This is a genomic window from Dyadobacter sp. 3J3, from assembly GCF_009801115.1.
Taxonomy (GTDB): Bacteria; Bacteroidota; Bacteroidia; order Cytophagales; family Spirosomataceae; genus Dyadobacter.
Genome location: NZ_VTOL01000011.1, coordinates 46,230 through 60,219 on the forward strand (window position 1 = coordinate 46,230; position 13,990 = coordinate 60,219).

Genomic DNA, 13,990 nt, shown 5'->3' on the forward strand with positions numbered 1-13,990 from the left:
ATTTCGATCTAAACTACCTTATTGTTTTCAGAATATGTTAAATTATGTTCAAACATATATATTTGTAAGCACAGAATAAAATTGGAGTTATATATTATTACCTTTTTTGAAATAATTCTAGTATTTTTAGAAACATGAATTTATAAGATTAGTTCAGAGTTTACAATCAATGAAATGGAAAGCCCCGAGAAAATAAGTATCCTCTATGTGGATGATGAATTAAATAATTTAAATTCTTTTAAAGCAGCCTTCAGAAGAGATTTTAATGTGCTAACAGTTACCTCAGGAAAAGAGGGATTGGAAGTGCTGAAATCCAATAGGGTACATGTGATTATTACCGATCAAAGAATGCCGGAAATGACTGGTGTTGATTTTCTAATTGAAGTTTTAAAAGAGTATACAGATCCAATCCGTATACTATTGACCGGATATTCTGATATTAACGCGGTGATTGATGCCGTTAATAAGGGTCACATATATTATTATTTGAATAAACCCTGGGATGAGCAGCAGTTGCGGATTATTATCAAAAATGCGTACGAAATTTTTAGTTTGAGAGAAAAAAACAGAGAGTTACTCGAGAAGCTGATTGATGCAAATAACCAACTAGAATTTTTACTGAGGCAAAAACTGATATCCTGATTAATAGGATTTTCTTCTGAAACCAGCACCCTTTCTTATAAATGGTGTTAGTTTTATTTCTTTTAACATATAGCCCAAAACATAATAGAATGTTGTAAAAATCAAGGCTGAAAGAATTACTGCGGCAAGAAATAGATTCCCAAGCACCTGAATGAATGTGATTAATTCGGTCATATCCTTTATTGATGAAATATAATTATTTTGTTTTTCCAGAATAAGGCAAAAAATTATACCTATACTTTTCGGGCAGAGTATTCCCCATTAATCTAGTCCTCAGTAGCTTGCATGGCTGGTATCTTTTTTGTGAATGGTTAATAAATCTACAATCAAAGTAGACATTCATCAACTTAACGGATACGACCATGAAAAAGATAATCGCAGTTTTTTTGATCAATTCGCTCCTGGCAGTGACTTTATTAACTTCATGCAGCCATCAGATGGAACAAAAAAACAAGAAAGTAAAAACAACAGAAAACAAGACAGAAGGATATCTCTATTATCAGAATGACCAAAGCTCCAAAGGTGATTCAACGATTAAGAAGAATGTAAATAATTGATTAAATCCTGTCCGTTCTCGCGGACAGGATTTCTATTTTAAGGTTTCGCACGCTCGTATTGTACCGGCCAAATCGTTTGGTCGTGTACTTCTCCGGCTGCAAGTAAAGGAAAATATGGATTACGCAATATTTCTCTCGCCATTATAATCATGTCGGCATCGCCATTGACGAGTATCGTTTCAGCCTGGACTGAATCCGTTATCATCCCAACAGTTCCCGTCAAAATACCGGTTTGTTTTTTGATTGCAGAGGCAAAAGGAAGCTGATAACCTGGGCCAACAGGTATTTTAACAGGCGCGACCAGTCCACCAGTAGAAACATCAATCAGATCAATTCCTTTTTCTTGTAATATTGCTGCAAGTTTTATAGACTCTTCCAGATCCCATCCGCCTTCTGCCCAATCGGTTGCTGAAATCCTGGTGAACAGCGGTAAATGGTCTGGCCATTCCGATTTTATTCCTTCAATGATTAACAACAATAATCGGATACGGTTTTCAAGACTTCCGCCATATTCATCTGTACGCTTATTGCTTAATGGCGATAAAAACTGATGCACAAGATAACCGTGCGCGGCGTGAATTTCTATAACCTCAAATCCTGCGGTTAACGCCCGTTTTGCCGCAGCTTTAAAATCAGCAATTACTTTGTCAATTCCCTGCTGATCGAGCTCCTCAGGCATTGGATAATTGTCAGCAAATGCAATGGGTGAAGCAGAGAAAGTTGTCCAGCCACCATCTTCAATATTCACTTTATCTTTTCCTTCCCACGGCACTGAAGTGCTGGCTTTTCTGCCCGCATGTGCCAACTGTACACCCGCTACACAGTGTTGGGCTTTGATAAAAGTAGTAATCTGTTGAAGCTTTTCTATATGCTCGTCCTTCCAGATTCCAAGATCACCAGGAGAAATTCTCCCTTCCGGTGATACGGCTGTTGCTTCTGAAATTACCAGAGAAGCTCCGCCAACGGCTCTACTTCCCAGGTGTACCAGGTGCCAGTCAGTCGCAAATCCATCCACAGACGAGTACTGGCACATCGGTGAAACAATGATTCTGTTTTTAAATTTTACGCTCTTAATTTCAAGAGGAGAAAAAAGCTTTGACATATATTTTTTTTAGAAAAGTTATTAATTGAAGTCTGTTACTGGTTTTATGATTATACGAATCATAAATTTTCAGGCCAGTCGAAAGAATAAAGTATTTAAAGTTGCAGAAACGGTTCAGTAAGTTGAATTTTACATCGCCAGGTATAAATTTCCTAACACCGTTTCATGACAAAAAAGTCAGTTTATGCAAAGAAGTTTCAGTAGGTTCATCAATAAAATCGCATTTGTTTTTTTTCTGGTTTTGACTTTTTCTTTTTGTGAGGGAGCCGATAACTTTTTTGTCTCTTTGGAAGGAAATGATACTTATCCGGGGACCAAAGAAAAACCGTTTGGTACCATAGCAAAAGCTAGGGATGCTGCCAGGAAGTTGTCAGGTAAATCTGAGCCAACGATTATTTATCTGAGAGGCGGAACTTATGTTTTTAAAAATACGCTCGAATTCGGCGTTGGTGATAAAAATATTGTGCTAATTCCTTTTCAAAATGAGCCGGTAATTTTTTCGGGCGGGATATCCATTAATCCCAGTAAAGTAAAACGGTTGGATCAAACAGCATATGCCACTGAATTTGTCGAGAATGCCAGAAAAAAAATTGGTGTCCTCAACCTTCGTGAACTGAATATTACCGATTATGGGCAATTGCATAGCGTTGGATTTTCGAGGCCATACCTACCATCCTGGATGGAGTTGTTTATCAATGACAAACCCGGACAATTGGCCAGGTGGCCAAATGATTCGACCGTTGCAATGGGTCAGGTTATTGACAAAGGCTCGGTTCCGAGAGACGGTGACAATAGCAACCGCGGAGGCAAATTTGTTTACGGTACGGACCGTCCGGCGGGCTGGAAAAAATCAAAAGATATCTGGATATCTGGTTATTTCAATTATGGATATGCCGAAGATGCCGTTCAACTGGCTGTAATGGATACTGCCGCTAAAACTTTTACAACCGTTCAGCCTCATATTTATGGATTTAATTCAGGGAAAAACTGGAACCGCTGGTATGCGTACAATATCCCGGAGGAAATAGACCGTGACGGCGAATATTATCTTGACCGTGAAAGAGGACTATTGTTTTTTTATCTGCCAACTATTGTTACAAAGCTGGATTTGTCCATGCTGCAAGATCCGTTAATTGCGCTTGAAGGGTCACAAAATATATCTATCAAAAACATTTCTTTCGAAGTTTCCCGGGGAATGGCCGTTTATCTGGAACGGTCTGAATCCTGTATAATTTCAAACTGCGTTTTCCGGAACCTGGGATCTTTGGCGATAAGTATTGGCAAGGGGATAATGCCTTTTAAAACCCAAAAACATGAAGGAAGCGGCGAGGAATCTTCCCGTGTTTTAGGCAGTCTGGATCAGCACCAATATGAAAATACTACTTTTAACCGACAGGGAGGGAGAAATAACAGGGTCGTAAATTGTCATATTTACAACACCGGGGCAGGGGGAATTAGTCTGGGCGGAGGAGACAGGTTAACATTGACACCGGCGGGAAACAGTGTTGAAAATTGCCGTATCCATGATTTTAACCGAATTGAAAAATCATATCGCCCGGCGATTAATATCGATGGGGTCGGGAATAAAATTGCTAATTGTGAAATCTACAATGCGCCAAGCATGGCCATTTTATTACACGGGAATGACCACATTTTGGAATATTCTACCATTTATGATGTTTGCCGGGAAGTGGATGACCAAGGCGCATTTTACTATGGAAGAGATGCTTCTGAAAGAGGCCACAAAGTAAGATTTAATTATTTCCACCACCTTGGAAATTCAAATAGAACAACGGCTATCTATCATGATGACGGAGCCTGCGGAATGGAAGTTTTTGGAAATATATTTTTTAAAGCTGGTACCATTCCAGTTCTGATCGGCGGCGGACAGGATATTTCTTATAAGAATAATTTGTTCATAGACAGCCCCTTGGGGATTCATGTTGACAACCGTTTTCAAAACTGGTCTAAAAATTCTCTTGACAAAGATGGTGTGATTGATAAACGCCTTAAAGCAGTTAAATTCGATCAGCAGCCTTACTCAGTGAGATATCCGGAACTGGTGAATTACTGGAAAGACAACCCGGCTATTCCAAAAAGGCTGGTTTTTGACAACAACATTTTTGTCAGAATTACAACAACAAGAAAGGGTGAGGATAGCTGGTTTATCTGGTCGGAAAATAATAAGGTAAGTGATGTGTATCCTTACAACTGGAAAATGATGGACAGCCGGCATTTTATTCCTGATGATACACAGCTCGCCGTTCCGGAAGGCTGGCAGGTTTTACCCGTTGAGAAAATCGGAATCCTTAAAAATTATCAATAAAAAAATCCTGTTTGAAATTCCTTTCAAACAGGATTTTTCATTTAATACTGCTTTCCTCAGGCGATTTTTTCTTTGAATATTTTCATCGTTCTTTCCCAGGCAAGTTTTGCGGCTTCGGGATTGTAGCGCGTCGGGGCTGTGTCGTTCAGGAAAGCATGTTGCGCGCCTTCGTAAACGTACAACTCATATTTCACTCCGGCTGCTTTCAGGGCTTCTTCATAAGCCGGAATTCCTGCATTCACTCTTTCATCCAAACCTCCGTAATGTAATTGAACAAAAGATTTGATTTTAGGAACATCCGCCGCTTCAGGCTGGCGTCCATAATAGGCAACGGCAACTTTCAAAGTGGGTGAATTTACAGCCAGCTGATTTGCCAATCCGCCGCCCCAGCAAAATCCCACACAGCCTGTTTTGCCATTACTGTCCGGTCTGCCTTTGAGATAATCCAGTCCTTTTAGGAAATTATTGAGATTCTTTGCTGCATCAATTTTGGCAAAAGCGGCCCTCGCTTCGTCTTCATTATCCGGCGTTCCTCCAAAAGGTGCCAGCGCATCAGCCGCCAATGCTACATATCCTGCTTTGGCAATACGTCGCGCAATATCTTTGGTATGTGGATTCAGTCCCCGGTTTTCATGAATGACCAAAACTGACCCATATTTTCCTGCTTTTTTCGGTCTTGCCAAATAGCCGCCCATCGTGGATCCGTCGCCATCGTAATGAATGTCTTCGGTAATAATATCGTCATCATTTTCAGCAACCGTCGCCGCATTGGCGTAATTCACTTCCAGTAGCGGAAGCAGAGCAAGTGCAGCGGAGGTGCTTCCGGCCAGTTGAGCCAGTCTTTTTAAGAAATTATCCCGTGTTAGCGGTTTATGCGTGTACTCGTCAAAAAGATTAATAATGCGCTGATCCATTGATTTTTCGGGATTAGTTTGAAAAGTAAATTTAGGGAAACATTACACCTTTTAGCAATAATTTTGCCCGGAATAGTGAAAATAATTCGGGGTTTCTCAATAAGTGAAAATCATTTTACGAACGGATCATCAGAACACTCGGAGAATTTGAAAGCCACAGACTATGCGTTTCCACTGCTTTTTTCCAACTATCCAGACTGATCAGCATAAGATCCTGTTTTTCCAGAAATTCCTTTTCAATTTTTTTATCATGATATAAAGCGATGTGATTCAGGGTGATCTGTTCAATTGCTGAAATGGTTTCCTTTAATTCGGGATTTTGTCGAATAACACCGCTGACATCCAGAATAATTATATGGACATCGCTGTGATGAATCAGTTTTTGAGCAAAAACCAAAAGGAAACTGTCAATCAAAGAAAATATCGGAATGAAAACATTTTCAATTTTGGTCAGATTTTTTTCAACCAAAACCCCAACCGGACCTTTGACAGCTTTAATAATATGTTTGGTACGGTCATCAAAAATGCTGTCATCGAAAATTTTTTCTTTTCCGGTAATGGTATCATAAAGTCTCTCGGGGCTGATAATTTTGGTAGTAAACCCTAAAACTTTTCCCAGAATTGTCCCCTCAAAAACTGAACGACCAATACCAATTAACAATAAATCAAAGTTTCCGAGATTTGCCGTTTCGATGATATCTCGGTCAATATTTTGAGAAGGTTTGAATAAAGTAACAACAGGAAGATTTAGTTTTTTCGCTTCCTGATGGATCGGCGCAAAACTTTCCTGTTCATATTCTTCCGAATTAAACTGGTTCAAATCGTTACTTGGAGATAAATGAAGGGCAGTTATAACTGAATTTGAAGTAGCTTTTTTTACGAAACTATTTGCAAGGCGGAGCATCGTTTGTCCTCGCTCTGGACTTCTGAACGAAAGCAGGATCGTATATTTTCCGGTTTCTATTGCTGATTTAGTCAAGTCCACATTTTTTTCGGGAAAATGGCGGTTGATCATATCCAATGCGGGGCCAGTCATACAGGTCGTTACTAATGCCATGATCACCATCATCGCAAATATTTCAGGTGTCAGTATGCCCAGATCGTAGCCAATATTGAGCACCACCAGTTCCATCAGTCCCCGTGTGTTCATCAAAGCGCCGATAATAAGACTGTCACGCCAGTTTTGCCCTACAAATTTTGCGGCGAGCGAACTTCCTGCAAACTTTCCGATGACGGCCACAGCGATAATCAATCCCGTAATTTGCCATAAATACAGATCATTCAGCAGACCAATCTGGGTTCTTAAACCGGTAAAAACAAAAAACAGCGGAAGTAACAAAACGAGTGCTACGTCTTCGACTTTTTCAATAAAAATATTCCTGAAATTAAGGTTGGCCGGCATGATCACGCCAGCCATAAACGCACCGAAAAGTGCATGAATTCCGATAATTTCAGTGGCATAGGAAGATATCAAAAGAATGATAAAAAAAACCGCCACAACCGGTTTTGTCAATCCTTCTTTGGTGGAATAAATATCACCTAGTTTTTTAAGAAATGGCCTTACCAGTTTAAGCATGACAAGCACATAGGCTGCCGCCAGCAGCATGGTGTATATGGAACTGACAAACGAACCTGCTTTTACCATGGCAATCACCGCGGCTAAAATACACCAGGCCGTAATATCGTCCGTTGCGGCACAGGTAATGGCCATGGCTCCAAGCCTGGTTTTTGACAAACCTCTTTCCTGAACAATACGCGCCAGAACGGGAAATGCGGTGATACTTAATGCAATACCTGTGAAAAGTGAGAAAGATAAAAAACTGACTTCCGCAGGAGCAAAACGCTCATATATAAAAAACGCAAGTCCTATCCCAAGCGAAAAAGGAAAAATAATACTGGCGTGGCTCACAACGACAGCTTCCTGCGCTTTGTTTTTCAATACTTTAAGATCCAGTTCCATTCCAATCACAAACATGAATAATATCAGCCCGATCTGACTTAGAAATTGAAGATTTGGTAACGACTTGACAGGAAAAATAAAGTTGGAAAACTCGGGGTAATACATACCGACGAACGACGGCCCGAGGAAAATTCCCGCAGCAATTTCGCCGATTACAGTAGGTTGTTTGATTTTTTTACAAAGATAACCGAAAGCTCTGGCTACCAGGATAATCGTAATGATCTGCAAAAGCAGGATGGCCAGGGGGCTAGTTATATTTTGTTTATAAGTGTCAATAAACTGAAACCATGAAGAAGTAGTTACAGGCTCTTTTGTGATCGTCACCTTATTAATTTCTAGTAAATGACCTTTCAGGATCAGAAAATACATCAGGCCGGAAAAAATACAAATTGTAAGGGCATAGAAAATAAGATTTCGTATATTCTTCATTCGGTAGCGTTTTATTTTAATGGTTTAGGAGTGTAGTCTTGTATTTTATTTCCGACAATGAAGGCAAATTTAGCGGTTCCAGCTGCCAATATGCAACTGTGGAAACTAAGAGGCAACTAATATCTAACCAATGTGAATTACCTTTATGAAACGTTTATATAAATTCATTTCCTGAAAAAGGAAAGGGAATATATTTGAATGCAATAATTAAATCAGCATACTGATTTTTTAATATGTAACTTCAAGAAAATAGTATAGGATTAATTTATTTTACTTTTCAAAAAATAGTAAAATACACTTCTTGATGAGCGCTTTGAAAGTTTATCCTTTTACAATTAGATTGGAATAATCTCATCTGCCTTCCGTATTTCTTTCAAGCGCATGGAACAGTTTTTATTAAAAAAATAAATCACGATAAGCAGGCATGAATGAATCAGTTGTTTCCAGAGAGAAACAAGAATTATTTTTAAAAGATCTTCGTCAGAAAACGAGTGAAAGTCATGTTAATCTGGAAGAAAATCGGTTTTCCAAAGCTATTTTAGGTCCAGAGGTTAAGCTTTCTGATTATCAGCTATATATTGCTAAATTGTATGGTGTCATCAAAGCTTGCGAAAATGACATTTTTCCAGTTATTGCTTCGATTCTGACGGATATGGGTGAAAGGTTCAAGTCGCGTTTGATGCTGGATGATTTACTGAAAACCGGGTTTTCTATAGATCAAGTCACGTCTATACCCGTTTTTAAGTTCAATAAATTAAGTGTTTCAGATGCCTTAGGCGCAATGTATGTTATTGAAGGGTCTACCTTGGGTGGGAAAATTCTTTACAAACATATGAATCAGGTTCTTGGACTTAATGAACAAAATGGTGCATCCTATTTTTATGGTTATGGGCAGCAAACTGGTTTGTTATGGAAAAGTTTTATTACCACACTTGCTCAGTATGCTGTAGAGGAAAATTGTGAAGAGGAAATTATTTTCAGTGCGGTTTCTACATTTAATTTAATCGCTCACTGGCTCAATGAAACGGAAATAAACTGTTGGAATGAATATTAAAGATATTGTTAACCGGGACGTTGTAAACCTGACAAATTGTGAAAGTGAACCGATTCATATTCCCGGGAGCATTCAACCGCACGGGTTTTTGTTAGGGTTAAGAAATGAAGACCAGGTAATTGATTTTTGCAGTGCCAATTGTGTTGATTATATCAATTTAACGCCTGAACAGGTTCTGGGGAAAACTTTGGAAGATATTTTTCAGAAAGAACAGTCTGACAGGTTTTGTATTTACCGGGATTATAATAAAGATAGCCAGACTACGCCTTTTGTTTTTGTCTACAATGAGATGCAGTATAATACTTCTGTACATCTGAGTGGAAAAACCTTAGTGCTTGAATTTGAACCTTTTTTTGATGGAACCCTGAGCTTGCCGGATCTTTACAATCAGACCAGAAGTTTTGTTTCGCTGATGGAAAAACACAGTTATCTGCCTGAACTTTCACAGGATATAGCGAATGAAACCAGAGCCATTACAGGTTACGACCGGGTGATGATCTACCGTTTTGATGAGGATTATAATGGTGAAGTAATTGCGGAAAGTAAAATTGAAAATCTTGATTCTTTGGCAGGACAAAAATACCCGCATACCGATATTCCGGTACAAGCGCGAGAGCTGTATATCCGCAATCCGCTTAGGGTGATAACGGATATAAGTTACACGCCGGTTCCACTGTTTACGTTAAACGATTCGGCCGAAAAGAGCAACAAATCGCTCGATTTGAGCCTTTCGATATTAAGAAGTGTTTCACCGATCCATGTGGAATATTTAAAAAACATGGGCGTGGGAGCAACGTTGACCGTCTCACTTTTGAAAAACAATAAGTTGTGGGGCCTAATCGCCTGCCATCATTATTCATCAAAACTATTACCGCATTATACCAGATTGTCTGCTTTGTTACAAGGTCACTTTCTTACTTCTCAAATTGCTGTGAGAGAAGTAGCCGAAGAGTTTGAAATCGCACAGGCGGCAGACAAAGCACTTTTGGAATCTTTAACGATTCTTCATAAAAACGAGGATTTTATTGAAGAATTTTACAAATCCCCGTGTTTGTTAAAGTTGGCGAATGCAACGGGATTTGTGATTTATAACAAAGGGAAAATTTATAAAAACGGGAATGTACCGGAGGATGGCGATCTGATTCCGTTATTTAAAAAGCTAGCACGGCATTATCCCAATGCAGGCATGCATACTGAACAATTGATAACCATATTTTCCGAAGATGAAAATCTATCGAAACATGCGGCAGGAATTATTTATCATTCGCTAGCTGGCGGAACTCCGGATGGTGTGCTCTGGATGCGTGAGGAGCGCCGTGAAACAATCAACTGGGCAGGAAATCCGCATAAAGCAGTGGTCCACAATGAAGCCGGAGCTGTCACGCTTTCGCCTCGTAAATCATTTGAACTCTGGCTTGAAGAAGTTAGAAATAAAAGTTTGAAATGGAGAATTTCTGAAGTAAATTCCTCGTCTAGCTTTGCTTATGCGCTTCAAAAGCACATTAACCTACGATACGTTAAAAGCCAGGAAAATAAACACCGGTTGCTGAACGAAGAACTTAAAGCGGCCAATAAGGAGCTGGCCAATCTGAACTGGATCAGTACGCACGACCTACAAGAACCATTACGGAAAATACAGATATTTGCTTCAAAAGTGCTTGACAAAGAAAATCCTGATTTATCTGCACAGGTTAAGGACTCCGTTGAAAGAATGCGTTTTGCAGCCGAAAAAATGCAGGTTTTGATTGAGGATATTCTGGCTTATTCAAGGACCGGAAATACGGAAAAAGTCTACGAAAGGGTAGATTTGAATAACGTTCTCAATAACGTTGTACAAGAATTATCGGAAATTGTTAGGGAAAAAAATGGTATTATTACCTTTGGCGACTTACCTGTTTTAAATATCATTCCATTCCAAATCCATCAGTTATTCATCAATCTGCTTAGTAACGCAATTAAATTCTCGCAGGATCAGCTTGATCCGATTATTAATATTGAGGTGAAAACGGAGATCCCGGAGAGAATTTCCGGACAGCATGATAAAGAAGAATATCATGCCATTTCTGTTCAGGATAACGGAATAGGTTTTGAAAAAGAATATGAAAACCGGATTTTTGATGTTTTTCAGCGGCTTCACCCAAATCATAAATATCCAGGAACCGGAATTGGACTTGCTATTTGTAAGAAAATCATGGAAAATCATTCCGGTTTTATCAAAGCTGATTCGGAATTAGGAAAAGGTGCCAGATTCACAATTTTTTTTCCAAAAGAAGAAGTAATTTGATTTTTTGTCATAAAATTCCGCTTCCACAATTGTTTGTAAATTTTCCTTTTTTCTAAGCGTTTTGAAGCTTTGATAACGTCCCTTTCCAGTCGGTCTTTCTGAACTGGTTTATGGATTATTCTATTAAAAATTTTTCTTTCAGCCAAAGAACTGAACGTTAATAGATTGATTTCAACAAAATATAAGGCAAAATCTTTTTACTAAAACAAGCAAGACTCCAAGTTAGCTCCAAATAATTAATCTAATTGCCTTGCGTAATTTGTTTAGAACTATTATAATAAACTAACTTAGCCAGCTATAACCTCAGACTCTGATTATGGACGCAAAAACGAATACCAAACTTTATTATGATACCAACGAAGTAGCTGAAATAGTGGGCTGTGAAGCTTCTGCTTTACGTTTTTGGGAAACCAAATTTCCCCAGCTCAATCCCAAACGCGATGCACGGAATCGAAGGCGATATACAGAAACGGATATTGAAATAGTAAAAAAAATAATGCACCAGACCGGAAAGCAGGGCAGGACGATAAAAGGTGCGAGGGAACAATTGAGACGAAAAGAAGACGCGCAGATGATGATTTACAAACTTAGCCGGGTAAGACAATTTCTGGCAGAATTGCGGGATAATCTTTAAATTTTACTAATGGTCTTTTATATTGAGATGAAAAAAATATTTGTTTTACTGATACTTTTTATCGCTTCGCGTGAAAGGAGTGTTGCACAGACTTTTAGTGCATTTGATATTAAAAAGCATGTTGACCTTTTGGCATCCGATGCTTTTGAAGGAAGAGGAACGGCGACTTTGGGAGAAATAAAAGCGGCCAATTATCTGGCTGAAATATTTAAAAATGCAGGATTGAAAGCTGCCGGAACGAACGGTACTTATTTTCAACCGTTTCAGGTAACCATTGGTATCGATGGTTTTCCACACCAAATGACTGCCCGGAATGTGGTTGGTTTTCTGGATAATGGCGCAGAAAAAACCATCGTGGTTGGCGGGCATTATGACCATTTGGGGAAAGGGTATCAAAGCGGATCACTATCTCCGGATAGTAAAAATTTGATCCACAATGGGGCTGATGATAATGCATCGGGAACAGCGGGCGTTATTGAACTGGCGAAATATTTTGCAGGAAATGCGGTAAAAGAAAAACATAACTTTCTTTTTATCGGTTTTTCGGGTGAAGAACTCGGACTTTTAGGTTCTAAATATTACACGGAATCGCCGACCATTCCACTTAAATCGATATCGGCGATGATCAATATGGATATGATCGGGCGTTATAATGCGGACAAAGGTTTGATCATTTCGGGTTGGGGAACGAGTCCAGCGTGGGGGGAGATCATTCCGGATCTTGCCAAAAAACAAAATATGAAATACACGATCGATTCGTCAGGCGTGGGTGCTTCTGATCACACTTCCTTTTATTTGAAAGATATTCCGGTACTTCAATTTTTTACCGGCACACACAGCGATTATCACAAAACGAGCGATGATTCTGATAAAATTAACGCAGAAGGAGAAGCCAATATCCTGAAACTGATTGCCGGTGTTTTGGAAAAACTGGATAATGAAAAACAGGATCCGGGATTTTTAACAGCAGGAAATCCGCATGCAGGAGCTACAACTTCCAATTTTAAAGTAACCTTAGGTGTGATGCCGGATTACAGTTTTTCCGGAAAAGGATTGAAAATTGATGCCGTTTCAAAAGCACGTCCGGCAGAAATTGCGGGAATCCAGGCTGGTGATGTCATCACCAAATTGGCCGGCAAAACGATTAATACCATTTATGATTATATGGATGTGCTCGGAGAGCATGAAAAAGGCCAGCAGGTAGAAGCGGAATTTTTGCGTGGAAAGGAAACGAAGGTGGTCAAAGTCACATTTTGATCCTGATTTTGGGATTTTCTTGATTTGTGGGATTAAGTGAGAGGAATTAACAGTATATCTCTGTTGACTCCTCTCATTTTTTTATACTTACTAGACTCAGAATTTAGGCTTCAATCGCACCCCGTTTCCCCAACTCAATCACCTCCATCTGGCTTATCAAACCTTCGTGAAGATTGAAACGAAGTAACGTTCTGATCTTGTGGAAACCTTCTCTTCCGGCGGCACCGGGATTGATGTAAAGCATATTTTTCAACTCCTTATCCCGGATAACCCGGAGAATATGCGAATGTCCGCAGATAAAGATATCCGGTGTTTCAGTTCTTAAAGTGGATAAAACCACAGGGTTATATCGCGGTGGCGCCCCGCCAATGTGCGTCATCCAGACTCGGAAACCTTCCAGCTCAAAATGTAAATTTTCCTGACAACGCACCTGGATGGCCTTATTATCAATATTGCCATACACAATCCTGACTGGTTTGAAAGCTTCCAGCTGATCTATAATTTCCACGGAACCGATATCCCCTGCATGCCAAATTTCATCGCAATTGGCAAAATATTCCATGATGCGCGGATCCAGATATCCATGTGTGTCAGAAAGCAAACCTATACTTTTCATTTGGTATTAATTGTAAACGGAACGCGTCTTTTATTGATAATGTAAAATGGCACTAGCTTGTTTTCCTGACCTCGCTTTGAGAAATTCCTGTTGAAATGAAAGTTCCCGGCTGACAGAAAAAGTCTGCAAATTAAGGAATTATTATTTTAATAATTTTTATGTAACCGGTATGGTATATTTTGTATAATTAAAAATGCGTGTTTTTCTTAATAAAG

Annotated in this window: 12 protein-coding genes; 7 read left to right on the plus strand and 5 right to left on the minus strand. The window is 39.3% G+C overall.

The window, feature by feature from the left end:
• Nucleotides 1–174: 174 nt before the first annotated feature.
• A complete protein-coding gene (locus tag FZF08_RS22345) occupies nt 175–642 on the plus strand; it encodes a response regulator (RefSeq protein ID WP_159473614.1) in 468 nt (155 codons plus the stop codon).
• On the opposite strand, the gene FZF08_RS22350 is transcribed toward FZF08_RS22345, so the two are convergent.
• Nucleotides 643–816 carry a hypothetical protein gene (locus tag FZF08_RS22350; RefSeq protein ID WP_159473617.1) on the minus strand — a complete coding sequence of 58 codons (174 nt, stop codon included), beginning with the start codon at nt 814–816 and terminating at the stop codon, nt 643–645.
• A gap of 188 nt (nt 817–1,004) precedes the next feature.
• Here FZF08_RS22350 and FZF08_RS22355 point away from each other — a divergent pair, with 188 nt between their 5' ends.
• Nucleotides 1,005–1,199, plus strand: coding sequence for a hypothetical protein (locus FZF08_RS22355; RefSeq protein WP_159473620.1), 195 nt, complete (start codon nt 1,005–1,007; stop codon nt 1,197–1,199).
• Between the two features lie 37 nt (nt 1,200–1,236).
• On the opposite strand, the gene FZF08_RS22360 is transcribed toward FZF08_RS22355, so the two are convergent.
• Entirely contained in the window at nt 1,237–2,301 is a 1,065-nt protein-coding gene (locus FZF08_RS22360; protein ID WP_159473623.1) for an NADH:flavin oxidoreductase/NADH oxidase, read from the minus strand.
• Between the two features lie 184 nt (nt 2,302–2,485).
• On the opposite strand from FZF08_RS22360, the gene FZF08_RS22365 reads away from it, so the two are divergent.
• Complete coding sequence (locus tag FZF08_RS22365) at nt 2,486–4,627, plus strand: right-handed parallel beta-helix repeat-containing protein (protein ID WP_159473626.1); 2,142 nt, start codon at nt 2,486–2,488, stop codon at nt 4,625–4,627.
• Nucleotides 4,628–4,683: 56 nt separating this feature from the next.
• On the opposite strand, the gene FZF08_RS22370 is transcribed toward FZF08_RS22365, so the two are convergent.
• Entirely contained in the window at nt 4,684–5,541 is an 858-nt protein-coding gene (locus FZF08_RS22370; RefSeq protein ID WP_159473629.1) for a dienelactone hydrolase family protein, read from the minus strand.
• A 115-nt stretch (nt 5,542–5,656) separates the two neighbouring features.
• Nucleotides 5,657–7,930, minus strand: a complete 2,274-nt coding sequence (locus FZF08_RS22375; protein WP_159473632.1) for a cation:proton antiporter — start codon at nt 7,928–7,930, stop codon at nt 5,657–5,659.
• Between the two features lie 424 nt (nt 7,931–8,354).
• Here FZF08_RS22375 and FZF08_RS22380 point away from each other — a divergent pair, with 424 nt between their 5' ends.
• The 4 genes from FZF08_RS22380 (at nt 8,355) to FZF08_RS22395 (ending at nt 13,159) form a co-directional block, all read left to right on the plus strand.
• Complete coding sequence (locus FZF08_RS22380) at nt 8,355–8,984, plus strand: biliverdin-producing heme oxygenase (RefSeq protein WP_159473635.1); 630 nt, start codon at nt 8,355–8,357, stop codon at nt 8,982–8,984.
• The gene (locus FZF08_RS22385; RefSeq protein WP_159473638.1) at nt 8,974–11,268 is read left to right on the plus strand and encodes an ATP-binding protein; all 2,295 of its coding nucleotides are present in this window, start codon (nt 8,974–8,976) and stop codon (nt 11,266–11,268) included. The genes FZF08_RS22380 and FZF08_RS22385 overlap by 11 nt, the downstream gene beginning before the upstream one ends.
• A 316-nt stretch (nt 11,269–11,584) precedes the next feature.
• Nucleotides 11,585–11,902, plus strand: a complete 318-nt coding sequence (locus FZF08_RS22390; protein ID WP_159473640.1) for a MerR family transcriptional regulator — start codon at nt 11,585–11,587, stop codon at nt 11,900–11,902.
• A gap of 27 nt (nt 11,903–11,929) precedes the next feature.
• Nucleotides 11,930–13,159, plus strand: coding sequence for a M20/M25/M40 family metallo-hydrolase (locus FZF08_RS22395; RefSeq protein WP_159473643.1), 1,230 nt, complete (start codon nt 11,930–11,932; stop codon nt 13,157–13,159).
• Nucleotides 13,160–13,262: 103 nt separating this feature from the next.
• Here the strand turns inward: FZF08_RS22395 and FZF08_RS22400 are convergent, their stop codons facing one another.
• Nucleotides 13,263–13,775: a metallophosphoesterase gene (locus FZF08_RS22400; RefSeq protein WP_159473646.1), complete on the minus strand. Its 513-nt coding sequence runs from the start codon at nt 13,773–13,775 to the stop codon at nt 13,263–13,265.
• Nucleotides 13,776–13,990 lie beyond the last annotated feature (215 nt).